This is a genomic window from Chryseobacterium sp. YR221 (genome assembly GCF_900176315.1).
GTDB classification, from domain to species: domain Bacteria; phylum Bacteroidota; class Bacteroidia; order Flavobacteriales; family Weeksellaceae; genus Chryseobacterium; species Chryseobacterium rhizosphaerae.
In genome coordinates this window covers 352085-377475 of record NZ_FWXM01000003.1, presented here as the reverse complement: position 1 = coordinate 377475, position 25391 = coordinate 352085, and the positions used below count along the sequence as shown (strand labels likewise).

At 37.1% G+C, this 25391-nt stretch carries 19 protein-coding genes; 16 read left to right on the top strand and 3 right to left on the bottom strand.

The features are described 5' to 3' along the window. Window positions 1–115 precede the first annotated feature (115 nt). The 8 genes from B8967_RS10860 (at window position 116) to B8967_RS10825 (ending at window position 13066) form a co-directional block, all read left to right on the top strand. A complete protein-coding gene (locus B8967_RS10860; RefSeq protein WP_084086108.1) occupies window positions 116–946 on the top strand; it encodes a CPBP family intramembrane glutamic endopeptidase in 831 nt (276 codons plus the stop codon). Between the two features lie 40 nt (window positions 947–986). After that, entirely contained in the window at window positions 987–1562 is a 576-nt protein-coding gene (rdgB, locus tag B8967_RS10855) for an RdgB/HAM1 family non-canonical purine NTP pyrophosphatase (protein ID WP_228406124.1), read from the top strand. A gap of 148 nt (window positions 1563–1710) precedes the next feature. Further along, on the top strand, window positions 1711–2625 hold the full coding sequence (locus B8967_RS10850) for a ribonuclease Z (RefSeq protein ID WP_084086107.1): 915 nt from the start codon (window positions 1711–1713) through the stop codon (window positions 2623–2625). Between the two features lie 7 nt (window positions 2626–2632). Beyond that, complete coding sequence (locus B8967_RS10845) at window positions 2633–3403, top strand: TIGR02757 family protein (protein WP_047485760.1); 771 nt, start codon at window positions 2633–2635, stop codon at window positions 3401–3403. Between the two features lie 10 nt (window positions 3404–3413). Beyond that, entirely contained in the window at window positions 3414–3944 is a 531-nt protein-coding gene (locus tag B8967_RS10840; RefSeq protein WP_084086106.1) for a DUF1003 domain-containing protein, read from the top strand. Between the two features lie 260 nt (window positions 3945–4204). Further along, on the top strand, window positions 4205–6562 hold the full coding sequence (locus B8967_RS10835; protein WP_084086105.1) for a choice-of-anchor L domain-containing protein: 2358 nt from the start codon (window positions 4205–4207) through the stop codon (window positions 6560–6562). Window positions 6563–6732: 170 nt separating this feature from the next. After that, a complete protein-coding gene (locus tag B8967_RS10830; RefSeq protein ID WP_084086104.1) occupies window positions 6733–10311 on the top strand; it encodes a choice-of-anchor L domain-containing protein in 3579 nt (1192 codons plus the stop codon). Window positions 10312–10690: 379 nt separating this feature from the next. Beyond that, window positions 10691–13066, top strand: a complete 2376-nt coding sequence (locus B8967_RS10825) for a T9SS C-terminal target domain-containing protein (RefSeq protein ID WP_047485669.1) — start codon at window positions 10691–10693, stop codon at window positions 13064–13066. A 139-nt stretch (window positions 13067–13205) separates the two neighbouring features. Here B8967_RS10825 and rsmA read toward each other — a convergent pair whose 3' ends face one another. Then, complete coding sequence (gene rsmA, locus B8967_RS10820) at window positions 13206–13976, bottom strand: 16S rRNA (adenine(1518)-N(6)/adenine(1519)-N(6))-dimethyltransferase RsmA (RefSeq protein ID WP_047485667.1); 771 nt, start codon at window positions 13974–13976, stop codon at window positions 13206–13208. A gap of 91 nt (window positions 13977–14067) precedes the next feature. Here rsmA and B8967_RS10815 point away from each other — a divergent pair, with 91 nt between their 5' ends. The 6 genes from B8967_RS10815 (at window position 14068) to B8967_RS10790 (ending at window position 19262) form a co-directional block, all read left to right on the top strand. Further along, a complete protein-coding gene (locus B8967_RS10815; RefSeq protein ID WP_084086103.1) occupies window positions 14068–14967 on the top strand; it encodes a cell division protein FtsX in 900 nt (299 codons plus the stop codon). Between the two features lie 2 nt (window positions 14968–14969). Beyond that, the gene (locus B8967_RS10810) at window positions 14970–15266 is read left to right on the top strand and encodes a DUF3098 domain-containing protein (RefSeq protein WP_047485663.1); all 297 of its coding nucleotides are present in this window, start codon (window positions 14970–14972) and stop codon (window positions 15264–15266) included. Window positions 15267–15361: 95 nt separating this feature from the next. Next, a complete protein-coding gene (locus tag B8967_RS10805) occupies window positions 15362–16180 on the top strand; it encodes an undecaprenyl-diphosphate phosphatase (RefSeq protein WP_047485661.1) in 819 nt (272 codons plus the stop codon). 43 nt (window positions 16181–16223) lie between these two features. Next, the gene (truB, locus tag B8967_RS10800; protein WP_084086102.1) at window positions 16224–16922 is read left to right on the top strand and encodes a tRNA pseudouridine(55) synthase TruB; all 699 of its coding nucleotides are present in this window, start codon (window positions 16224–16226) and stop codon (window positions 16920–16922) included. Window positions 16923–16990: 68 nt separating this feature from the next. Then, entirely contained in the window at window positions 16991–17713 is a 723-nt protein-coding gene (gene rluF, locus B8967_RS10795; RefSeq protein ID WP_084086101.1) for a 23S rRNA pseudouridine(2604) synthase RluF, read from the top strand. Between the two features lie 325 nt (window positions 17714–18038). Next, window positions 18039–19262, top strand: a complete 1224-nt coding sequence (locus tag B8967_RS10790; RefSeq protein ID WP_123863285.1) for a YncE family protein — start codon at window positions 18039–18041, stop codon at window positions 19260–19262. 125 nt (window positions 19263–19387) lie between these two features. Here the strand turns inward: B8967_RS10790 and B8967_RS10785 are convergent, their stop codons facing one another. Both B8967_RS10785 and B8967_RS10780 read right to left on the bottom strand, forming a co-directional pair. Then, window positions 19388–20656 carry a helix-hairpin-helix domain-containing protein gene (locus B8967_RS10785; RefSeq protein WP_084086100.1) on the bottom strand — a complete coding sequence of 423 codons (1269 nt, stop codon included), beginning with the start codon at window positions 20654–20656 and terminating at the stop codon, window positions 19388–19390. Between the two features lie 188 nt (window positions 20657–20844). Continuing rightward, window positions 20845–21189: a MerR family transcriptional regulator gene (locus tag B8967_RS10780; RefSeq protein WP_047485652.1), complete on the bottom strand. Its 345-nt coding sequence runs from the start codon at window positions 21187–21189 to the stop codon at window positions 20845–20847. Between the two features lie 423 nt (window positions 21190–21612). Between B8967_RS10780 and B8967_RS10775 the strand changes: the two genes are divergently transcribed. Continuing rightward, window positions 21613–22401 (top strand): hypothetical protein, encoded by a 789-nt coding sequence (locus tag B8967_RS10775; RefSeq protein ID WP_084086099.1) that lies wholly within the window; start codon window positions 21613–21615, stop codon window positions 22399–22401. A gap of 291 nt (window positions 22402–22692) precedes the next feature. Further along, on the top strand, window positions 22693–25365 hold the full coding sequence (locus B8967_RS10770; protein WP_084086098.1) for a reprolysin-like metallopeptidase: 2673 nt from the start codon (window positions 22693–22695) through the stop codon (window positions 25363–25365). The last annotated feature ends 26 nt before the right edge of the window (window positions 25366–25391 follow it).

The following is a 25391-nucleotide window of genomic DNA, read 5'->3' as shown; positions in this document are numbered from 1 at the left end:
CCCTCATTTTTGTATTAGGATAACTACCGCGGTGAAAATAAGAATTTCCTTTTTTAGTTGCCTGTGGCATTCAAAAAAATTATCTTTGTTTCCATAAAATTTTACAGAGAAAAGAATGGAAAATAGCAAATATCCAAAGTTTACTTTCACGTGGCTAGGAGGGCTGACTTTGGTCGTTGGACTGTTTGTAGGAACAATGGCTGTTTCTTTATTCAGTACTTTTTGGAAAGTGACTTTCAAAGAAAACCTTGAACTAAAAGACTGGTTTTTAATGGTGGCTAATTCTGTAGGATTTTTAACGGCCATTGCCTTTTTTGATTTTTTCATTGTAAGGCGTACCACCAATAAGAAACTCAACTTCAACCTTTCTTCGGTTAATTTCTATACCTACCTTCTGATTTTTCCAATGATGGCCGGGATGATGTTTATTGCAGAGTTTATTACCTCTTTAATCCCAACCACAGGTCCTGTTTTTGGAGACTTTTATGAATATTTTATTCAACTTATGAGCCAGTTGACAGACGACCCGGTAGTGATGATTATTATGACTGTGATTTTGGCTCCTATTTTTGAGGAAATTATATTCAGAGGAATTATTCAGAAAGGACTGGTCAATAAAGGAATTAAACCATGGAAAGCTATTGTATATGCTTCCATTATCTTTGGAGTTGTTCATGGAAATCCATGGCAGTTTATCAGTGCAGTGATGCTGGGATGTATATTGGGATTGGTGTATCATAAAACGAAAACTTTACTGCTGCCTATACTCTTGCATGCATTCAATAACCTGAGCCTCTCATTGCTGGTTCTTTATGGTAAAGATGAAAGCTTTGCAAAAGTTTTTAATGTTTCAGAGTGGCTTATCCTGGCCACCGGACTTGTCCTTTTTTCATTATTCTACTATCTGTTTATGAAAAAATATAAAGTCCATTACTCTGAAATTTAATATATACAGCTAAAAATAAAATTGGAAAATGAATAAAGAAATGGAATTATTAGTCGCAACACACAATGAACATAAAAAAGAAGAAATTCAGCAGATTTTAGGAAATGATTGTATAGTGAAAAGCCTTACGGACTACAATATTCATGAGGAAATTGTGGAAGACGGAGACTCTTTTCATGCCAATGCTTTGATTAAAGCAAAATACTGCTTTGAAAAAACAGGAATTCCAAGCTTGGGTGACGACAGCGGTTTGGCTGTAGAATCTTTAGACGGGAGACCGGGAATATTCTCTGCTCGGTATGCAGGAGATCATGATTTTGCCAAAAATATTGAAAAAGTTTTAGCTGAAATGACAGGGATAGAGAATAGGAAAGCTTATTTTGTTACTGTTTTGTGTTATTATGATGAGAATGGAGCTCAGTATTTTGAAGGAAGAGTTCATGGAAATCTACTGACAGAAAATAAAGGATTCAAAGGATTTGGGTATGATCCTATTTTTGTTCCGCAAGGGCACGACAGGACTTTTGCAGAAATGACTCCTGAGGATAAAAATAAAATCAGCCACCGCAGACAGGCATTAGACCTGTTTATGGATTTTTTAAAAGTGACAGATTAGGATATCAAGGCCAGCCTTATGATCCGGGTATTCACCTTCTCTGATGGAAGAGAAAAGTCCGGGGTCTTATGCTTTTCCTATTTAAATTGTAAGGTAAAATTTACGTTTTAGATTTTCTGTTGTACATTTGTTATAATAAATTATTGATTTGAGTACTTATTTAACGATATTAGGCTTTAATTCAGCAATACCGACTATCAATACTTCACCCACTGCTCAGCTGCTGGACATGGAAGAAAGACTTTTTCTGATTGATTGTGGTGAAGGGACACAGGTACAGCTGAGAAAGGCCAAAGCAAGATTTTCAAAAATCAACCATATTTTTATTTCTCATCTTCATGGGGATCACTGTTTCGGGCTTCCGGGACTTATTGCGTCCTTCCGCCTTTTAGGAAGGGATAATCCGCTCCATGTATATGGGCCGAAGGGGATCAAGAAGATGCTGGATACTATTTTTGATATTACAGAAACACACCGTGGTTTTGAAGTGGTGTACCATGAATTGGATAAAAACTATTCAGAAAAAATTTATGAAGATAATAGGGTAGAGGTCTATACTATTCCCTTAGATCACAGGATTTATTGTAATGGTTATCTTTTTAAGGAAAAACCAAAGGACAGGCATCTTAATATGAAAGAAATTGCCAAATACAGTGAAATTGAAACCTGTGATTATCATCATATTAAAGCAGGAAAAGATTTCGTGTTAAGTGATGGTTACGTCCTTAAAAATGAGATCTTAACTCTTGAACCGGCACCGGGAGTATCTTATGCTTTTTGCAGCGATACCCGTTACCTGGAAAGTGTGCTTCCGATTATTAAAAACGTCACTGTTTTATATCATGAATCCACGTTCCTGCATGATTTGAAGGAAATGGCAGATTATACAGGCCACTCCACGGCTTTAGAGGCGGCAACTATTGCCCAGAAAGCTCAGGTCGGGAAACTGATATTAGGACACTTTTCCAATAGATATGGAGATCTAACGGTATTTACTGATGAGGCAAGAAATATTTTCCCCAATACGTTTTTACCTAAAGCGTTGGAGAGTGTAAAAATTTAAATTGAATATGTTGAAGTTTGAAGAATTAAAAAGTTTCCTGGACGAAAAGGCTGACCGGTATAATACTCCAGACTTTATTGAAAATGACCCGATACAGATTCCGCACCGTTTTTCTTTGCAACAGGATATTGAGATTGCAGGGTTTTTGGCGGCGACAATTTCCTGGGGAAACAGAAAGTCAATTATCAGTTCAGCTGAGAAAATGCTCAGCATTATGGGGAATTCTCCTTATGATTTTGTGATGAATTATTCACAGAAGGATTTGGAAGATATTCAGGATAAAAGCATTCACAGGACATTTAATGGTCAGGATTTTGCTTACTTTATCAGGCAGTTCAATAGGATTTATAAAGAAAATGAAAGCCTGGAAAGCTTGTTTGAAGTACGGGAATCAGAAACGAATTTTCTGCACGCTATTGAAAGGTTTAGAAATAACTTTCTGGAAACAGAAAAGCACAGAAGTCATAAGCATATCAGCTCTCCCGGTAAAAATTCATCTGCAAAAAGGATCATAATGTTCTTACGATGGATGGTCCGCAAGGATAAACGGGGAGTAGATTTTGGAATTTGGGAAAAGATAGATCATAAATATCTTTCAATTCCACTGGATGTTCATACCGGTAATATTTCGAGGAAATTAGGTTTGATTTCAAGAACCCAAAACGACTGGAAAACCGTCGAAGAACTCGATATAGCCATCAGAAAGTTTGATGAAAATGATCCCGCAAAATATGATTTTGCACTGTTTGGACTTGGAGTAACTAAAGAACTCTTGTAAAAAAAAATGGATGAAAAAATATAATGAAAAAGCAGAAGTTCTTGAAAAAATAGCAGATAATATCACATCGTGGATAGGCTCTATCCCATCTTTGATAGTACACACCCTGCTTTTTATTACTTCGTTTCTGCTTCCTATTCTGAATATTGTGGAATTTGATAAAATGCTTCTTATTCTTACCACAGTACTTTCTTTAGAGGCAATTTATCTGGCTATATTTATTCAGATGTCTGTCAATAAAAATCACGAGAAAATTGAAGACATTCAGGAAGATATTGAAGATATCCAGGAAGATATTGAAGAGATCAGTGAGGATATTGAGGAGATCAATGAAGATATTGAAGATATTCAGGAGGATCTGGAAGAGATCAGTGAAGATATTGAGGAGATCGCTGAGGATGAAGAAGATGAAGATCATAATGAAAGAGCAAAAAATGTCATATTGAAAAGCAATGTGAATTCCAATAAAAATGAAATAAAAGCTTTAAAGGATATTATTAACCAATTGCAGGGCGAAATTGATCAGTTGAAAAAGAACTGATTTTCTGATACCTCAGGTGTCTTAAAATAAGGCATAATATTTTATATTGTCATAATACATAAAAACAGATCAGTAAACATTGATCTGTTTTTTTTGATGAATAGCTATTTTTCCTGATTAAAATTATCGCCAGGGATTTATGAAAAATTTAAAAATAAAAAGCATTTGTTGTAAATTCTAATATTGAAATTAGAAGAAAGCTTTGAAAGAGTGAATTTGGTATCTATTTTTTTTATTACATTTGGGCAAATAAAATTAAAATGTTACATTATAGATCTAAAAACTATTTTTTTCTTTTAGTATTTTTATTGACTTCTATTTCTGTTTTCTCTCAGACATCACCTAGAAGAAAACCTTTAAAAGTGAAGCCTTCTGCAGAAAGCTTACGGGCGGGAACATTTGTAGATATAAATGTACCTCCTTATGCAGCCTCCAATTATACTCCCGAATTATTGGTGAAGAATATCCTGATCAACGGGGGGACCAACTGTACTACAGCTAATGTATCCAACGTTACTGTTTCACCCAATCAGGGGTTGGATAATGTAAACAGATTCTGGGGGTATTTCAATAAAGGGACTGCAAATTTTCCTTTTACTGATGGTATTGTACTGACTACAGGTTATGCAAAAGAAGGAGGGAATACTTTCAATAGCCACCTTGGATCATCCCCAGGCTCAGGAAGTGATCCTGATCTTGTAGCAGCTATTAATCCACCTTATAACTTACAGGATGCTGTGGCACTTGAATTTGATTTTGTTCCAAACTCTACTCAGGTAAAGTTTAATTATATATTTGCTTCTGAAGAATATGCTTCCAATTATCCGTGTACTGACTATACAGATGCCTTTGCCCTTTTATTGAAAAAAGTGGGTGATCCTACCTATACAAATCTTGCGGTATTACCCGGTGGAGCAGGACCTGTAAGCGTAACAAATATTGTTCCTGCTGGAAATGGGTTCTCTTGCGGTCCTATCAATGCCACATACTTTGGAGCCATGAATACTCCGCATGTGGGCATTAACTATAACGGTAGAACCACTCCTTTAACAGCTGTTGCGGATGTAATTCCAGGACAGACCTATCATTTTAAAATGGTACTGGCAGATGCCAGGGATCCGGGGTATGATTCGGCGGTTTTTTTAGAAGGAGGGTCTTTTGATATTGGAATTAAAATTGTAGATGGTACAGGAACTGCCTTACCTGGTACCATTAATATGTGTGATAATACGCCACAACAGCTTAAAGCACAGGTGGCTACCATTCCCGGAATGACTTTCCAATGGTATAAAGATGGGGTTTTAATTCCCGGAGCAACCAATGCGATTTATACTGCAACCCAGCCGGGTGTTTATCTTGTAAAAGTAATGATTCCTGGAAATCAGTGTCCGGGAGAAGCTACTATTACTATTATAGGAGGAACCAGCCCAACGGTACAGAATGCAGAAATGAAACTCTGTTCAACACCTACGCTGAGTACTTTCAATTTGGAAAATGCCAAACCTATGATCAGTACTACACCGGGAGCTGTATTCCGTTTTTATACCACTCAGGCTGATGCTCAGGCTCAGAATAATAGCTTCATTACAAATCTTACAAATTATAACGGAACGGATGGCCAGATTTTATATGTAAATGTTTCCAACGGAGCATTCTGTAGTAAAATAGCCACCCTTACTTTAAGAAAAGAAGAGACTCCTGTTGCTTCGCTTAAAGCTTCACGGTTAAAAATCTGTGTAGGAGAATCTTTACTGCTTACAGCGGAAGGCGGGGTAACCTATCAATGGAATGATAATTCCGGAGCAGGAGCGATCAGAACAGTAAGCCCTACTCAAACCACCACTTATACAGTGTATGCGATAGGAGCTCAGGGATGTAAATCTCTGCAAGCGGCTACGGTGACCGTAGAGGTGGTACCTGCTATTGTTTCATCACTGAAAGGAGGACATATCTGTCAGGGAGATCGGATCCTTTTAGATGCGGGTTCCGGACCTTCTTATACCTACGAATGGAGTACAGGAGAAACAACTCAGGCTATTACCGTGGATACGCCGGGTGAATATACAGTGACAATCAGTAATGGAGTATGTTCTAAAGTATTTAAGACTCAGGTGATCCGTGCAGTAATTCCAGCAATAACAAAAGTGGATTTTAATGAGAACGGTACTTTAATCCTTACTGCAAGCAATCCGAGTAATGGAACTCTGGAATATTCAATAGATAACGGAGTAAGCTGGCAGTCTTCCAATGTATTTGGAAATGTACCAAAGAATAAGCTGATTTCTATTCGGGTGAGAGTTAAATATACAAGTTGTGTAGGATTCCTGGAATACTTCACCTTTGTTATGAAAAATGTAATTACTCCCAACGGAGATAATATAAATGATGTGATCGACTTCAGAGGAGTGAGCAGTTATAATGGATTTAGTGGTTTTGTTTTTGACCGCTATGGAAGAGAAGTCTATAAAGCTGAAAAAATAAGACCTTACTGGGATGGTTATTTCCAGGGTAAAAAATTATCTACAGGTACTTATTGGTATCAGATAACCTACGAAGATCCCGCCAGTAAACAGCCTACTGTAAAAACAGGCTGGATATTGCTTAAAAATATAGAGTAATTTTGAATTATCATTGAAAGACTGACTATTTTGTCAGTCTTTTTTTTATTATTTTGAAATAAATAAAGTTGATATCCTATAATAAATAAACTTGCGTTAGTAATAATGTAAATTGCATTAAACTGAATTTAAATCAAAAAAAATAGTATTTTTGTTTAAAATAATATAAAATGTTAAATAGGAGGAAAGGAAGTTTATTTTTTGCGTTATTTTTTATTTTTATGGGAACCTTTGTCTCTTCTCAAAACAGAGATAGAACAGAGATGGCCGTAAAACGAAGCTCTGCTTCAATGAGAGCGGGAGCTTTTATTAACGTAAATACACCAAACTATCCTGAATCAGGCTATAATATTACACAGCTGGTGAAGGATGTTTTGATATCCGGAGGCGGATGTACTACCTCTACCGTAAATAATGTAACGGTATCTCCTAATCTGGCTCCGGGGAATTCGGAACGAAGCTGGGGATATTTTAATAAAGCAACTACCAATTTTCCTTTTAGTAAAGGGATTATTCTTTCAACAGGGTATGCAAACAAGGCAGGAAATGATTTTCAGTCAACACTGAGTGATGCACTGCCTTCGGGTGGAGATAATGATCTGGCTACTGTATTGAATATTCCTAATAATCAATTGTTTGATGCTACCTCTATAGAATTTGATTTTGTGGCTTCCTCCACCGAAATTTCATTCAGGTATTTATTTGCATCCAAAGAATATCAACAAAATTTTCCCTGTACCATTACCGATGGATTTGCCCTTTTATTAAAAAAAGTGGGTGATCCTACTTATACCAATCTGGCTGTGCTTCCAGCTGGTGCAGGACCGGTAAGTGTAAAAAATATCCACCCTGCTTATCCCAATTGCGGGCCTATCAACGAAGCTTATTATGGTGGAACGAATACTGCTCAGATCGAAACTAATTTTAACGGACGTACCATTCCTTTAACGGCAAAAGCAACTGTTGTTCCGGGGCAGACTTATCATTTTAAAATGGTGCTTGCCGATTTTCAGGACCGTAACTTTGATACCGCTGTTTTTCTGGAAGCAGGATCATTTGATATTGGAGTAAAGATCCTGGATCCTGCAGGAGTACAGCTTCCTGCCTCTGTGAATATGTGTGATAATTCTCCACAGACTTTTACGGCCTCTGTTCAGGGAGCTAATGTTACGTATCAATGGTTTCTAGGTCCTAATGCTATTGCAGGAGCTACCGGAGCCAGTTATACAGCTACTCAACCTGGAGTATATTCTGTGAAGGTTTATATCCAGGGAAATACATGTCCGGGAGAAGCCAGTATTACTGTAGTAGGAGGGACATCTCCTACAGTGCAGAATGCCAGTTTAACAGCTTGTTACACTGCTGGAAATGCTATTTTTAATTTACCGTCTGCACAAACATCAATAAGTACGACTCCGGGCGCTACTTTCCAATATTATACTACTCTGGCTGATGCCAATGCAGGAAATGCAAATACAATTCCTAATCCTACAACCTATCCAAGTGCTGGAGGTCAAACAGTTTATGTTCTGGTTAAAAACGGTTTCTGTTCCAAAGTGGCTCAGCTGCAGTTGATAAAAGCACCGCAGATGACAGGGACTATCGCTCCTCCGGTGGTATTAACCTGTGTTAACTCACAGACCACACTGGATGCATCTGCATCTGTTTATCCTGCAGGAGCAACATTTAACTGGACTACAACGGGAGGTAATATTGTTTCCGGAGGTAATACACTGACTCCTGTTGTCAATGCAGCAGGTACTTATACTTTAACAATATCTAATACCTTTCAGCCTGGAAATGTTATTTGTACGGCTACGGCTACAGTTACCGTGACAGGAGACAGTGCTCCGCCGGCAACAGGGCTTACAGCAACTAAACTGAATATCTGTAACGGAGATTCTGTAGTATTGACTGCCTCCGGAGGTGCTACCTATAACTGGGTAGGTCTTCCCGGAACAGGAAATACACAAACAGTATCACCTACCACCACTACCACATATTCGGTAACGGCGGTAGGAGCGAATGGTTGTGTATCTCAGAATCCTGCAACCATAACCATAGTGGTCTCTCAGCCGTTTACAGCACAAAATGCAACACTCCATAAATGTTATGAACCCGGATTAACCTATGATCTTACACAAGCACAGACTCAGATTACCACGGCGGCGGGAGTTACGTTTGTTTATTATGTCAATCAGGCTGATGCCAATGCGGGGAATGCTAATTTTATTGCAACTCCAACGGCATATTCACCACCGGGAAATCAAACGATATACGTTTTGGTAAGTAACGGAGGATGTAGCTATGTAGTTTCCCTGCAATTATTAAGAACGGCAGTGACAACTCTTACTATAGCACAGCCACAAACGGTTACCTGTACAACTCCTCAGGTTACTTTAAATGCTTCGGCTTCAGTAGTACCTCCAGGCTCTACCATAGCATGGACAACAGCAGGAGGAACTATAGTATCGGGAGCTAATACTCTTACCCCTGTAGTAAGTGCAGGCGGTACCTATACATTAACTGTTACGAACGTATCTCAGCCTGGAAATTTAAGCTGTACGTACACTTCAAATGTGACAGTATCTCAGGACACCACATTGCCAACCGCAGGCCTTACTTCCTCTCAACCCCGTATATGTTTGGGAGAATCTGTAACACTGACGGCTACCGGTGGTGCTACGTATAACTGGACAGGTCTTCCCGGAAACGGAAGTACGCAAGTAGTTTCTCCGGGAACAACAACCGTATACACGGTTTATGCAGTAGGAGCTAATGGATGTGTTTCTGCAACTCCTGCTACAGTTACCGTTGAGGTGGGTCCTCCTATTGCGGGAATATCAGCTTCAAAGTCAAAAATCTGTGAAGGCGAATCTGTTACATTAACAGCTACGGGAGGAATTACTTATAATTGGGTAGGTCTTCCCGGAAATGGAAATACCCAGGTAGTTACTCCTCCAGTAGGTACTACTGAGTATTCTGTTTATGCGCTGGGAGGAAATGGATGTAGCTCAGTAAACCCTGCTACCGTAAAAATAGAAGTAGTACCTGCTATTAAGTCTACCTTAAAAGATGTGTATGTTTGTGCTGGAGATAGCGGTATTTTAGATGCCGGGGCAGGAACTAATTATACTTATCTGTGGAGTACAGGTGCAACTACTCAGACCATCTCTGTTAATCTTCCTGGAACGTATAGTGTTACCATAAGTAACGGGACATGTTCCAAAGTCTTTTCAGCTCAGCTGATTAATCCTGATTTACCTCAGTTTACGAATATAACTTATGAAAATCATGTTCTTACCCTTACGGCGAGTAATCCGACAGGAGGTATTTTAGAGTACTCTATAGACGGAGGGGCAACGTGGCAATCTTCTAATATATTTTATGGTACTTTAAATAATACGAACTACCACTTAATGGTGCGTGTAGTAGGTGCAAAATGTGGTACCTCATTGGATTATTTTACACTGGTTATCAGTAATGCCATTACTCCTAATATGGATGGCTTCAATGATACAATAGACTTTACAGGAATCAGTGGTTATAAAGACTTTGCAGCCTCTATCTTTGACAGGTATGGAGCTGAGGTATTTAAAGCAACAAAAGATAATGCGGTGTGGGTAGGTTCTATGAAAGGGTTAAATCTTCCTACCGGTACGTATTGGTATAGGGTACAATGGGAAAATCCGGCCAGTAAAAAGCTGGAGCAGCGTTCAGGTTGGATCTTACTGAAAAATAGAAATTAATACGATTATAAAATAGACGACATAACAAAATCTTCCGGAAATGGAAGATTTTGTTTGTTTTTACAATAGATATTGGAATCAAACTGAATGTTTCTGAAATCATTATCGGGATAATAGGTCTACAAGAATTCATGAAAAAAATAATAAGGCAGAGTCTGGGAACAATCTTATTTTTCAGGGAATTAATTTTTGATTTCATATGCTAGTGTCTTTAAAGAGAGTTAATAGCTGTTGGGTTATTTTATTCTGAAATAATAGGTATTGTTTGAAATAGCTTGTGATAAGCTTTTATAGGTGTTTTTGTAGTTTTTTTATAAAAAAAAATAAATATGTATGTGGTATATTTAAAAAAAAATTAAATTTGTTGAAACAAAGTATTATGAGAAGAAGATATCTACCGTTTTATTTATTTTTTTTAATTGTTTCCAATTTTTTATACTCACAAATACACGAACCCAGAAAGATCATTAAAAGTGTAAGAACTGAACAATCCAGAAGGGCGGGTGTTTTTATTGATGTAAATGCTCCAAGTTATACTGAAACCAGCTATACCATAGAAAAACTGGTGAAAGATGTCCTGATTTCATCAGGAACCAATACTTGTGTAACTCCCAATGTGACCAACGTAAAGATTACCCCTAATCATGCTGTAGGAGATGCCAACAGATCATGGGGATATTTTAACAAAGCCACGACCAATTTCCCGTTTAAAGATGGTATTATTCTTTCTACAGGATATGCCAATAAAGCAGGGAATAACTTCCAGGATTATCTTAGTGATACCAATGGAGGTGGTACTGATTCCGACTTAGCTCAGGCTACGGGTGCAACAGGAACATTAACTGATGCTGTACTTTTGGAATTTGATTTCGTACCTACTACTTCTCAAATAAAGTTTAATTATATTCTGGCATCTCAGGAATATACTTCTACTTTTCCATGTAACTATGCGGATGCTTTTGCTATATTGCTTAGACCTACATCCGGAGGTCCTTATACCAATATGGCTGTCCTTCCCAATGGAGCAGGTCCTGTAAGTATTACCAATATTCGTCCGGCAATTCCCGGTGGAGGAGGTTGTGCTGCTGTCAATGAACAGTATTTTGCAGGATATAACACAGCCCATATTGAAACAAACTTTAATGGAAGAACAATTCCCCTTACAGCTACCGCTACGGTAACCCCAGGGCAGGAATATCACTTTAAAATGGTAATTGCCGATTACGGGCCTTATGGAGCTGACCACTCATATGATTCTGCTGTATTCCTTGAAGGAGGTTCTTTTAATATTGGAGTAGAGCTGTTGGATCCAAGTGGGGCTACATTGCCTTCTGATATCAATGTCTGCGATAATGTACCACAGGTGATTACAGCTTCTGTAAGTGATCCTAATTTACTATATCAGTGGTATCTGAATGGAGTAGCAATTCCTAATGCGACCAGCAATACCATTACTGCCACACAACCGGGAAGTTATACTATTGAGGTAAGTGTTCCAGGAAATCCATGTCCCGGAAAGGCATCTATTCAAATTCACGGTGGAACTACCCCACAGGCTCAGGATGCAACATTGCTCCTTTGTACTACCCCGGATATTACCACCTTTGATTTAAGTACCATCATGCCTTCAATCAGTCCAACACCGGGTGCTGTATTCAAATTTTATGTTGATCAGGCAGATGCTATTGCCCAAAACGGCAATAATATCCAGAATATATTGAATTATAATGGTACAGATGGTCAGATTTTATATGTAGTGGTTTCAAACGGAGGTTTCTGTAGTAAAATGATAGAATTGAAATTGCTAAAAGAAGTAACCCCTACGGCAAAATTAAAATCATCCAAGATAAAAATATGTCCGGGAGAATCTGTGACGCTTTCTGCTGAAGGAGGAACAACTTATTTCTGGGATAATTTCCCGGGTACCGGAAGTACACAGACGGTTACGTTGCACCAGACTACTGTTTTTACAGTATATGCAATAGGGCCAAAAGGATGTAGATCACTGAATCCTGCCACCATAAGAATAGAGGTTACTCCGGAAATTACGACTCCTTTACATGATGTTGAAATGTGTGTGGGTGACAAAGTGACCCTGGATGCAGGAGCAGGCCCTAATTATAAATACCTTTGGAGCACAGGTGCTACGACACGGAAGATTGAAGTAGACCAGTGGGGGATTTATACTGTAGAAATTGATAACGGAATCTGTAAAAAGGTATTCTCTGTTAAAGTGATGGGAGCTGCTACGCCTTATGTTACAGCAATCAACTATGATGGGGCCAAAAAAACCATGGTGGTAACAGCAGAAAATCCTCCAATGAACAATACACCAAGCAAGCTGGAATATTCTATAGATAACGGAATTACATGGCAGGAATCTAATACCTTTACCGGGCTTTTAGATAATACTACCTATACTATTCTGGTAAGAAGAGTAGGAACTCATTGTGTGGGTACTTTAGATTTCTTTACCTTAAAGATCAATAATATTATTACTCCGAATCAGGATGGGATCAATGATGTACTGGATCTTAAAGCGCTTGGAGAATTTAAAAACTTTACAGGTTCTATTTATGACAGATATGGTGTGGAAGTATTCAGGTTCTCAAAAGAAAACCCTGTATGGGATGGAACTGTTGTAGGAAAGAGACTTCCAACCGCTACCTATTGGTATAAGTTTAATTTTGAATACCCTAAGTCAAAAGCTCAGATGAATTCATCAGGATGGATTATGCTGAAAAACAGGGAATAAAAAATAAAAGATAAACAACAAAAAAGCCTTTCAGTACATCTGAAAGGCTTTTTTACTGTAATCAAAATAGATTTAGACAGACTTTGTTGTTTTATACCTGAACTAAAAAATTAATGGAATATAAAACAGTGAGTATATGCTATTGATTTTCTTTCCAAAGCTTGGTGAAGCTTATAAAGTCTGAGACACTAAGCTCTTCCGCTCTTTTGTCTAAGAATTCGTGGGTTTTCAATGCTTCAGGTATATTCAAAACTTTTAATGCATTCGAAAGCTTTTTCCTCCTCTGGTTGAATCCTGCTTTTACAATCTGTTTAAATAAGATCTCATTACCGCTTAAACCTTCCTTCGGATTTCTCGTAAGCCTGATTACCCCGGATTTTACTTTCGGTGGTGGGTTGAAAACATTTTCATGAACTGTAAACAGATACGTTACATCATAATAGGCCTGAATCAGAACGGAAAGAATACCGTAATCTTTAGTTCTGGGTACAGCCGCTGTTCTTTCGGCAACTTCTTTTTGGAACATCCCTACCATTTCAGGGACCAGTCCATAATAATCTACGATCTTGAATAATATCTGTGAAGAAATATTATAAGGGAAATTTCCAATGATAGCAATCTGCTCATCTTTGATAAAATTGAAGTCCTGTTTCAGAAAATCTCCTACAAAAGTATTTTCTGTAATACTGGAATAGTTCTTTTTCAGGTATTCAATAGATTCCGTGTCTATTTCTGCGAGATAAATATTTTGATCTTTTTCTAGAAGATACTTGGTAAGAACTCCCATTCCGGGACCTACTTCCATAATGTTGGTATAGTTCTCAAAACTAAGACCTTCTACTATTTTTCTTGCGATGTTTTCATCTGTCAGAAAGTGCTGACCAAGATGTTTTTTTGCTTTTACACTCAAAGTTTTTTATGATTTTATTAACAGTGATTTTCTCTTTTTCGTCCCAAATTTCGGAAGATTTTTTCTATTTTAGCCAAAAATTTTAATATTAATGGCTAAATCTGTAGATGATTTTAATAAGAAAAGGCTTCGGTCCAGCAATATTACAGTAGTGATAAGTATTGCCTTAGTGTTATTTTTGTTAGGCTTAATGGGGCTTATTCTGATTAATGCCCAGAAGTATTCTGACTATATCAAAGAACAATTGGTAGTGAATGCCTATTTTGATGAAAACTATGACGCTAAAGATTCTGTAAAGATTGCGAAACTGGAGGAAGAAACTTTAAAAAAGGTACAGACCTTAGCTCCTGTAAAGAAAGCTACCTATATCTCAAGAAGTATGGCTGCAAAAGAAGCCAAGAAAAGTATGGGTATCGATAGTGACGCATTGTTTGAAGAAAACATTTTCCCTTCATCTATCGAAATTGCGTTAAAACCTGAATATGTAGATCCTGCAAAAATTGATGAAGCCATTAAGGCAATCAAATCTGTGCCTGGTATTGTAGATGTTAAAAATGATAGTACATTGATGGTGGATGTTTACAATAACCTGAGCAGAATCTTAAAGTGGATCTTAGGATTTTCAGTTCTGTTCCTGGTGTTAGCTGTTGTATTGATCAACAATTCTATCCGTCTGAAAATATTTTCCAAGAGATTTATCATTAAGACTATGCAGCTGGTGGGGGCCAAAAGAAGATTTATTCTTAAGCCATTCATTATTGAGGCTATTGTCTTGGGAGCTATTGGTGCTCTGATTGGTCTTTTAGCTTTATTTGGAGTTTGGTATTACTTTACCAACCAGATTGGATCAGCATTTGTACAGGATAATCAACAGTATGTATGGCTTGTGCTACTGGTATTCGGAGTAGGAATTTTTATTACCGTCCTAAGTACCATTATTGCAACCTGGAGATTCTTAAGATCAAACGTTGACGACTTATATTACTCTTAACAATGAGCAAAAAAACAAATAAATTTTCCGCTACGGAGTTCGGCCGAGAAGTGGAAGCACCACAGGAAAACTCCTTTTATTTCGGACAGCAGAACTTCAAATGGATGTTGATAGGTCTTGCATTTATCGTAGGTGGTTTTCTACTGATGATGGGCCCGGATGCTAATACAGTAGACGGTAAACTTGACCCCAACTCATGGAACGATGGCATTTTTTCTATTAGAAGGATCAGGATAGCACCTTTGTTTGTTGTCATTGGTTTTGCAATAGAAGTATATGCTATTTTAAAAAGAAAATAGAAATAATTTATATTTAGAGATTAAGAGATTTAGGAATTTAGAATCACGTATTCTAAGCTTCAGAATCTCTTAATCTTTTAATTTTTTGAAAGAATATGGATTTAATTAACGCAATTATTATTGCTATTGTAGAAGGGCTTACGGAATATCTTCCTATTTCTTCTACCGCACACATGGGATTCACTGCAAACCTGATGGGGCTTCCTGAAGATGAATTTTTGAAGATGTTTCAGGTATCTATTCAGTTTGGAGCTATTTTATCTGTAGTAGTGGCTTACTGGAAAAAGTTTTTTGATTTAAAAAATATTCAGTTTTACTTTAAGCTGGGTTTTGCCGTAGTCCCTGCATTGGTTTTAGGGTATTTATTTGATGATAAAATTGAGGCCATTCTTGGGAATCAGATTGCTATCTCTTCAGTATTGGTGCTGGGAGGTGTTATCTTACTGTTTGCGGATAAATGGTTTAAGAATCCTAAAATTGATGATGAAAAAGGAATTACCATAAGAAATGCAGTGACCATTGGATTCTGGCAATGTCTTGCGATGATGCCGGGAACAAGCCGTAGTGCAGCTTCTATTATTGGAGGAATGGCTCAGGGGCTTACAAGAAAAGCAGCGGCTGAATTTTCTTTCTTCCTTGCGGTTCCTACGATGCTGGCAGTAACAGTATATTCTGTGTTTGTGAAAACATGGGGAAAAGAAACCGGAAATCCACAGAAAGGATACGAAATGATTATGGCTTCACAGGATCACATCATGATCTTTATTGTAGGGAATGTAGTGGCATTTATTGTAGCTCTTATTGCAATTAAGGCATTCATTGGAGTGCTGAACAAATATGGTTTCAAACCTTGGGGTTGGTACCGTATTTTTGTAGGTGTAGCCTTGTTGATTTATTTTTATTTCTTTAAATAAACAAAACATTCATTCATTATTAATTGCTTAGTCGCTACCATTCATGACTGCTGAAGAACTGAAATCAGGATATACCTTTTTATTAGACAAACCCTTGGACTGGACGTCTTTCCAGGCTGTCAATAAAATGAAATATAAACTTAAACGTGAGTTTGACCTTCCCAAGAAATTTAAAATTGGGCATGCCGGAACATTAGATCCCAGAGCAACAGGACTTCTTATCGTATGCTGTGGGAAATTCACAAAGAATATTCCCGAAATCCAGGATGCCCCAAAAGAATACTGGACAGAAATTAAAATTGGGGTACAGACAGAATCTTATGATACCGAAAAGCCGGAGATTCTTCAGCAGGATATTTCAGCTGTATCAGAAGAACTGGTAAAAGAAGCACTGGAAAAATTTGTAGGAGAAATTGAGCAGAAGCCACCCGTTTATTCTGCCATAAAGATTGATGGTCAAAGAGCTTATAATCTTGCCAGAGCAGGAGAGGAAGTTGAAATGAAATCCAGAAAAACAACCATTCATTACATCAAAGATATCAAGATTGAGTTTCCTTTGGTTAGTTTTATGGTAGGTTGTTCAAAAGGCACCTATATCAGAAGCCTGGCTCATGATATAGGACAGGAGCTTGGAGTAGGAGCCTACCTGACTCAGTTGAGACGTACTAAGATCGGTGATTATAAAATTGAAGATGCTACAGATCAGTTTTTGAACAACGACTTTCGATTTGAAGGAATGTAAAGAAAGAATAGATAAGGTATACTTATTTCAGTGGGCAATAAAAATGATAACGGTTACGGGATAGATTAATGGAAAAAACACGTATTAATAAATATTTATCAGAAGTTGGGTTCTGTTCGAGAAGAGCCGCGGATAAACTTTTGGAAGAAGGAAGAATAACCATCAATGGTAAAATTCCTGAACTGGGAACGAAGGTTTCAGATGAAGATGTAGTAGAAGTAGATGGAAAGCCTATCAGAGAACAGGAGGATAAGCCGGTATATATTGCTTTCAACAAGCCGGTAGGCATTGTCTGCACGACAGACACCAAACGTGAAAAAAATAATATTGTAGATTATATCAATTATCCTAAAAGGATTTTCCCTATCGGAAGATTGGATAAACCCAGTGAAGGGCTTATTCTTTTAACCAGCGATGGTGATATCGTCAATAAAATCCTCAGAGCGAGAAACAACCACGAAAAAGAATACATTGTTCGGGTAGATAAGCCTATCAACCCAAGGTTTCTGGAGAAAATGAGAAATGGGGTCCCTATTTTAGATACAGTGACCAAAAAATGTGAAGTGGAGAAAATTGATGATATGAACTTTAGGATTGTTCTTACACAAGGGCTGAACAGACAGATCCGAAGAATGTGTGAATATCTCGGTTATGAGGTGAAAAAGCTGAAAAGGATCCGTATCATGAACATTAAACTGGATCTCCCTATCGGAAAATGGAGAGATTTGACTGATGAAGAACTTAATACTCTAAACACTTTATTGATAGATTCTAATAAAACGATCGACTAAGATCTATACGTCTATCTTAGCAGTTCCAATTTCTTTTTTTGATCTTTTTCCTACATTACTTACAAAGTTTTGTAGCATACATATATTTTATTGTATACAAAAACACCTGAGTTTATAGGTGAACTCTTGTTGTTTAATGATTTTCAAAGAGTAGCTTGGTTAAGTCTTATAGATTTCTAAACCTATAAGGTTGTAAGTTATAAGATTATTTTTTATTCCGGAATCTCAGGTTATTTAATTGTTTTTCACTTAGTGGTGTAATATATTTTACTTTTCATTGAAAATGTGTTATATTTATAATAACAACAACTATAACCTGAAAATCATGAAATTACAATTTAATGTAGCTCTTTTATTTGTTATTTTGATAACACTTACTAATTGTCACAATGATAATCACAGCCCGGATCTTCCCCATGATTCTTTGTTTTATATTGACTACAGAAGTTTACAGGGATTGCCTGATGGGCTTGCTGTCATAGAGCTGGATCCTGAAGCGCCCAATTTTGGAAACATCAGTAGTAAGCTTGAATTGGGCGTGGGTGTACTGCCTCACCACATTTATTATAATCATACTGAACAAAAAATGTTTACCACTGCTTTGGGAGGCAGCTATCTTTATCAGATAAAAACCGAAAGAGATCAAAAGGGGCAGCCCCAATTAATTAATGCGACACCTATTGATACAGGTGAAAATACAGTAGGTGAAAATTTGTTTTTCACCAATGACGGAAGATATTTTATGACCTTTATGGGAGGGGCAGGAGGTCCAAAAGATGGTAGCATAGGCGTTTTTAACGCTGATAACAATAAGCTGATCAAAACTATTAAAGCACCCATTCAAGACAATCCGAATCAATTTATAATGTATCCCCATGGGATCTCCATTAATGAAGAAAAAGGATTAATGATGGTAACGTCAACCATTCACCCGGATCTTAGTACCGGAATGGGGAATACCTGTACGTTACTAGACCTTAATACCTATGAATTAAAGGAGACCTATCAGGTTGCAGACTCTCCAACAGATATGTCCAGTCCTGTTGAGGTTTTATTACTACGCGGAAAATTTCCACAATATGCTCTTGCGACCACCATGCTTGGAGGTGATATCTGGATCGCTCCATATAATACTGTAACCAAAAAATATGATGCTTTTACTAAAGTGTTTGAAGGAAGTACCCAAGGATTAGGCTGGGCGCTCGAAATGTATATTGATGATACAAACAAACTATATGTAAGTTTTGCAGATCCCGGAAAAGTCCTTGTCTTCGACTTAAGCAATCTTCCTCAGCTAAAACTGCTGAAAACTTTTACTGCGGATAAAGGAGCACATCATATGGCTTTCTTCAAAACCAAATCAGGAAAAGAAGTGGTAGCCGTACAGAATAATTTACTAAATATTCCCAACTTAAATTCCGGCACCATTAGTATAATTGATATCAATACCGGAAAAAACTTAGGGACTGTCAACTTACGTACCCGATACGGCATATTACCGGAATCCATTGAGGGAACCAATGGCCCAAGCAATTATATGCATCATTAAAATTGAGAATAGTGTTTTACAGTAAAAATTATCCCAAAATATAGATCTTTTTGGGATAGTTTTATCGGAGATTAATTGATCTTCCAAAGCCATAAGTAGTTGAAATTCAATTTTCCAGACTTATGTTATTTTACGTATAATTTCATTCTTTCCTCATATTCAGGCTTTAATTTCAGAAACTTCCATATTTTTTTATCATCAGGATAGGTAATGCGGTAGAAGATGATTTTGTCTGCTGAATATTTAAAGTACGGGTGATTCTTAAGCCAGTCTTCGGGAGCTTCTGCTAAAGAATATTTGGGAACAGCAGAGGTATCCAACGGACATATGGAAATCAGCTTCTGAACCAGTTCCTTATCAATATTGTAGGTATCCAGAATCTGTTGCTTATTCACGAAACCGCCCAGCTTTTTTCTAAATCCAATGATGGATCCTGCACTTCTTTCATCCAGTCCAAATTCCAAAAGCTGTTTAAAGGTTATCGCGTTGAGGTTCGTTTTTGTGAAATCCGTCTGTTCCTGTTGCTTTATCCTCTCTTTTATCTGGATATAAGGCTTTAATTCTTGAAATTTTTCGGGAGAAATTACAAAACACTTTTGCAGATCTTCTGCTGTTTTAAAACCTTCTTCCAGATTCCGTTTTCGATAATTAACAATAACATTGGCCTGTTTCTCAGAAAATCCCATTGTCATCCAACCTTCTGCATCCAGGGTGTTGGGATCAAAGGGATGATACGATATTTTAGATTTTAGAACGGTATTTCTATGTAGATTCTTAAGGTTTTCAGGAGTTTTTGCCGGTAATAAGAGATAGGGATCCAGTTGAGTATAGTTTTCGGCAGAAATGATAAAACATTCTTTAAACTTCTCTTTGCTGATAAAGCTGCCTCCCAGATAATTTTTATATTTTAAAATAGCTTCAGCCTGTTTTTCACTGAATCCTATTTTTACCCAATCATTGGCAGAAAGCTTATCAGGGTTCAATTTTCCGGAAATAACCATTGCTTTCTTTCCAAAACGATTACTATTTTGAGGGTTGCTTTTTTCGTTTGTTTCGGGAAGTAATATGAAGGATTTTAGTTCACTGAATTTCTCTTCAGAAATAGCATAGCATTTTTCCAACTGATCTTTCGAAACAAATTGGCCTCCCACTATATCTTTGTATTTAAGAATGGTGGATACCTGTTTTTCTGTGAATCCCAGCTGTTGCCACTGTTCTTTACTTAATGTATTGGGATCAAAATCAGATAAACTGACGGGAGCAGAAGACTCCATCATAAATTTCACTTCGGGAAAAGATTTCTTTTCCCTGCTGGTGTATTTCTGGTAGGCGAATAGGATGGTCAACAGCAAAACCATAAACGCCAGTTTCCGATAATAGCTTTTTCTCATCATAAGGTAAACCTATTGATAAAAATAAGACCAGGCAATGGCTGGCTATTAAATGAACTATTTTACCATACAAATTCCTTTTAATAGCTTTTAAAATGCATATAAAAGCCTTAAAATTAGAATTATTTAAAGGTTCATAAGAAGTATAACAACGAAAAAAATCTGTAGCTATACTTTTATGAGGATAAGGATTATTCAGAATCTCTTTCTCCCAAAGATTCTTTCAGCTTGATAAGTTCAGCTTTTACAAATTCAAGCCTGTCAATAAGCGTAATGGTTTCGGAAATTTTGCTGTTGGTAGTCAAAGCAACACGTGCGCCGTCAAGCGTATAGCCTTTTTCTTTTACCAAATGGTAGATCATCTGGAGGTTCTTGATATCTTCAGGAGTGAAATAGCGGTTACCTTTTCTATTCTTTTTAGGTTTGATAATTGGGAATTCCTGTTCCCAATAACGTATTAATGAAGTGTTTACATCGAATGCTTTTGCAACTTCTCCTATAGAATAATACAGTTTGTCAGGTAAATTTATTTTCATTTTACAACTCCTAAACCTCAAAGATAAAAATTTTTTAAAGTTGTAACCAAATATATCTTTAAAGTGTTGGAAGACTTTTACCTTATATAAGGCCATGTGAATAAAGCTGTAAAGGAAAAAATGGATTACTTTATTCATGTTGCTATGAGTTTGAATAGTAAAAAATACAGGTTTTAGCACTATTCATAAAAATATAGATAGTTGGATTGGAGCATTTGGGTTATTCGGATGGATCCGTTATGTATTATGGATGTGGTGTATGTTGTTGGTTATTAGTTATTTGTGAATAGTGAAGTACCTGTGTAGTATCTGCTTTTTTTCTAATAATTAATATTCTTAATTAAATTTATAAAAAAATCTTAATTAAAAATTTTAAGGCAAACACGCTGTTATAATTTTTTGAATAAACACAAAAATAATGTTATGAAAATAAATTTTTTATTATTATGCCTATTAGCATATACTCATTTTTTTGGGCAAATTGGTAAAGTTGGTATTAATACAGTAACTCCTACCAGGAGTCTGGATGTGAACGGAAATCTTAGAATACGTTCACTTGCTGATAAAAAGGACAGTACAAATGTATATGACCGGGTTTTAGTGGGTAATAGCCAGGGAGATGTAGACTATGTTCCTATAGCAAAATTTGATGTTGAAACGCCAACAATTAAGACAATAAAATTTGTAGCAAAAAAAGTTGAAATTCCCGGCACCTTTAATTATCTTACAGAAGCGGTGGATATAGGAAATATATCAATCAGGTATAGAAATAATTCATCTTGTGGAATTATTTTTGGAATCAATTGCGAAAGGAGAGTCGGTGGAAAACTGGAATTCAAATTTTTTAATACGTCAGGTATAGGCAGTGTTTGGACAGGCAATTCTATGCTGGTAAGGAGATCTAATTTTTTGAGTAGTGATGATACCACACAGCCAGGAGATCAAAGTGGGGAGTTTAGAACGAGGTTTTATTCAGGAACAATAAAGGGAGTTCCTTTTGATGATACAACTTCTCCATATACTGTCCTTAATTTAGAGTATAACCCGGAAACAAGAGACTCCGGTAGTACTGTTTTATCACTGAATTCGGTAGGAGACGTATATAGAATATCTATCGTGTTTAATGGCAATTTACCGGCAGATGCGGGAAATAATATTGCTGCATTACCCCGACAGGCTACTATATTTGTTGAACGTTTGGTAGGAGAATAAAGAATCAATATGCGTCTATTATTCATTGATATTTAGCTGAATATTATGACTCTACCCAGGCATCTTTTGAAAATAGAAACCTTGAATACCATACTGTATCATTGTAAAGAGGATTGTTTCTAAAATAATTCTGTCACTAAATCCAGAAAAATTATTGTAAAAATAGATATTGATTAAAAATTATCCTCTTGATTACTTCAATTAAGACGCGATTTATTCATAATATCGTGAAAAAACTTCAATCAATTAATTTTTTATGTAATTTAGTGATACACAAAAAATTACAATTAAATGAAACATTATTTCTTTATTTTTATACTGTTGATCCCTTTTTCAGGATTTTCACAGTGGACAAGAACTGAGTTGAGAACTCAGAAAGTAAAAAAATCTCAGGAAAAACTGGAGTTTGCCGCTCTGTATCTGTTAGATACTGCTCAGCTTAGACAATCTTTACAAAAAGCACCTGACCGTTTTTCAAATGAAAAAGGAATTGTTATTTCACTTCCTGCCGCTAATGGAAAATTAGAAAGATTTCAGGTTTGGGAATTTTCCAATATGGCTCCGGAATTACAGGCAAAGTTTCCGGATATTAAATCATATGTAGGAACAGGAATAGAAGACCCTTCCGTATATCTGAGATTCAGTCTTTCTCCCGTAGGATTCTCATCCATGATTACACGATCCGGAATATCAGAATTTATTGAACCTTATACGGAAGACAGAACAGTATATGCTGTATTTGATTCTAACGCAAGAAGAGGGCAGGATAAAGAACCTTTCGAATGTTCTACCGTAGATGATATGAAGAGGAATTCTGTTGAAAAAAAAAACGGTGTTGCGAATAAAAGAACTGCCGGTTTTAATATATTCAGAATGGCATTATCCTGTACAGGAGAATATGCTGAATATCACTTAACGGCAGCAGGAACTCCGGCTACAGCAACTGATGTGCAGAAAAAAGCTGTAATCCTGGCAGCAATGAATGCTACTTTAACCAGACTTAACAGTGTTTTTGAAAAGGATTTATCATTGCATTTTAATTTAATTGCCAATAACGAGGCCATTATATTTCTAAACAAGGCAACAGACCCTTATTCACCGAGTGCCGGACCGGATGAAGCTGATCCCGGAATAAAAACTCAAATTAATGCATCAGATTTTGACATGGGACACCTGTTGGATAAAAAAAATGCCAATGGTGCTGCCTATCTGGATGCATTATGTGGAGCTCAGGCGGGAAGAGGATGGACAGCCCATAATTTTCCGGAAGGAGATAAATTTGATATCGATTATGTTGCCCACGAAATGGGGCATCAAATGGGAGCAAACCACACATTTTCTCTCTACCTTGACGGATCCGGTACATCAGAAGTGGAACCGGGAGGAGGGAGTACTATTATGGCCTATACAGGCATTATGGGAGGAGACGATGATATCCAGTATAATTCAAATGACTATTTCCATACTTTTAATGTAACGGAAATTAAAAATACGATCAACAGTATAAGTTGTGGTACTACAACTCCCTTTTCAAATCCTGCTCCTACTATCAGCGCCGGAGCAGACTATATTATTCCAAAATCAACTCCTTATGTGCTAAAAGGAACTACTACAGATGCCAATACTTCTTCGTATACGTATACATGGGAACAAATGGACCCTGCCGGAGATCCAGAAACAGATGTAAACTCTATTGCATATCCGACCAAACCGGCAGGACCTAATTTCAGATCCGTCTCTCCGGCAAGTTCTCCGGTAAGATATTTCCCTGATTTTAATACAGTATTGGCAGGAGTACTGACAACACGCTGGGAATCTGTTTCCAGCGTAGCAAGAAGTATGAATTTCACCTTTACTGCAAGAAGTAATAATCCTCTTGCACCACAAACCAGCAAAGACGAAATGATGGTAACCGTGAATGCCGGAGCAGGTCCTTTCCAGATAACAGCCCCTACATTTGGGCAATCATCCACTTCAGGAAATACAATGATTGTAACATGGGATGTTGCCAATACCAATCAGGCTCCGGTTAATACAGCTAATGTTAATATAAAACTGTCCACTGACGGCGGACAGACATTTAGTGTTGTCGCAGCTAATACACCTAATGATGGTACACAAGAAATTACTATTCCCGCTGGATCTACATCTGCAAACGCTTTTATCATGGTTGAAGCGGTAGGAAATATTTATTATACCGTAAGCCCTAGTTTTGTAATTGATTATACCGTGACCGGAGAAACCTGTGCAACATATACGTATACTGGTGTTCCCGTTGTGATTACTGATGGTCCTGGAGGATCAGCTATTTCAGCACCTAAAGTGACAGCGCCATTAATGGTCAACAATAATGGAACGATTACCAAAATTAAAGTGATCCCTGCCATTACACATGCCAACGTAAGACATATAGCTGTTGGAATTGAAAGTCCGGTAGGAACTTCTGCTCTTATCTGGAACCGTGCCTGCAACAATAGTTCAGGAATCACAGGTACATTCAGTGATACGGGAAGTGCTGTAACTTGTAGTTCACCTATCCAGGGAGAAGTAAAATCAAAAGAATCTTTAGGTGTTTTCAAAGGGCATAAAGCTCAGGGACAATGGAAACTGTATGCATCAGATAATACCAAAGGGATTATTGGAACCATCACGGGCTGGTCTCTTCAGGTATGTACTCAGGAAACCCAAAATTTAGGAACCAAAGAACTAACGACTTCTTTAGGTGATGATATTAAAATTTATCCTAATCCTAGTGATGGGCATTTCTTTGTGAAGTCCAGAAACTTAAAAGGAGAAGTGAAAGTAAATATGTTTGATTCAAGCGGAAGATTGATTTATTCTTCAGCTTATCAGAGTGGAGGAGATCAAACTAAAGAGTTTAATGTGAATGTGCCTAAAGGAGTGTATGTTATAAGCATCAATTCTTTAAAAGGGACATACAATAGCAAACTGGTCATAAAATAAAAGACTATTGAATGTAAAGAGAAGAA

What these genes read in the sequence shown, in the direction of transcription:
- B8967_RS10860 (WP_084086108.1), top strand. Translation starts at nt 116, where the DNA reads ATGGAAAATAGCAAATATCCAAAGTTTACTTTCACGTGGCTAGGAGGG.
- rdgB (WP_228406124.1), top strand. Translation starts at nt 987, where the DNA reads ATGGAATTATTAGTCGCAACACACAATGAACATAAAAAAGAAGAAATT.
- B8967_RS10845 (WP_047485760.1), top strand. Translation starts at nt 2,633, where the DNA reads ATGTTGAAGTTTGAAGAATTAAAAAGTTTCCTGGACGAAAAGGCTGAC.
- B8967_RS10840 (WP_084086106.1), top strand. Translation starts at nt 3,414, where the DNA reads ATGAAAAAATATAATGAAAAAGCAGAAGTTCTTGAAAAAATAGCAGAT.
- B8967_RS10835 (WP_084086105.1), top strand. Translation starts at nt 4,205, where the DNA reads ATGTTACATTATAGATCTAAAAACTATTTTTTTCTTTTAGTATTTTTA.
- B8967_RS10830 (WP_084086104.1), top strand. Translation starts at nt 6,733, where the DNA reads ATGTTAAATAGGAGGAAAGGAAGTTTATTTTTTGCGTTATTTTTTATT.
- B8967_RS10825 (WP_047485669.1), top strand. Translation starts at nt 10,691, where the DNA reads ATGAGAAGAAGATATCTACCGTTTTATTTATTTTTTTTAATTGTTTCC.
- B8967_RS10815 (WP_084086103.1), top strand. Translation starts at nt 14,068, where the DNA reads ATGGCTAAATCTGTAGATGATTTTAATAAGAAAAGGCTTCGGTCCAGC.
- B8967_RS10810 (WP_047485663.1), top strand. Translation starts at nt 14,970, where the DNA reads ATGAGCAAAAAAACAAATAAATTTTCCGCTACGGAGTTCGGCCGAGAA.
- B8967_RS10805 (WP_047485661.1), top strand. Translation starts at nt 15,362, where the DNA reads ATGGATTTAATTAACGCAATTATTATTGCTATTGTAGAAGGGCTTACG.
- truB (WP_084086102.1), top strand. Translation starts at nt 16,224, where the DNA reads ATGACTGCTGAAGAACTGAAATCAGGATATACCTTTTTATTAGACAAA.
- rluF (WP_084086101.1), top strand. Translation starts at nt 16,991, where the DNA reads ATGGAAAAAACACGTATTAATAAATATTTATCAGAAGTTGGGTTCTGT.
- B8967_RS10790 (WP_123863285.1), top strand. Translation starts at nt 18,039, where the DNA reads ATGAAATTACAATTTAATGTAGCTCTTTTATTTGTTATTTTGATAACA.
- B8967_RS10785 (WP_084086100.1), bottom strand. Translation starts at nt 20,656, where the DNA reads ATGATGAGAAAAAGCTATTATCGGAAACTGGCGTTTATGGTTTTGCTG.
- B8967_RS10780 (WP_047485652.1), bottom strand. Translation starts at nt 21,189, where the DNA reads ATGAAAATAAATTTACCTGACAAACTGTATTATTCTATAGGAGAAGTT.
- B8967_RS10775 (WP_084086099.1), top strand. Translation starts at nt 21,613, where the DNA reads ATGAAAATAAATTTTTTATTATTATGCCTATTAGCATATACTCATTTT.
- B8967_RS10770 (WP_084086098.1), top strand. Translation starts at nt 22,693, where the DNA reads ATGAAACATTATTTCTTTATTTTTATACTGTTGATCCCTTTTTCAGGA.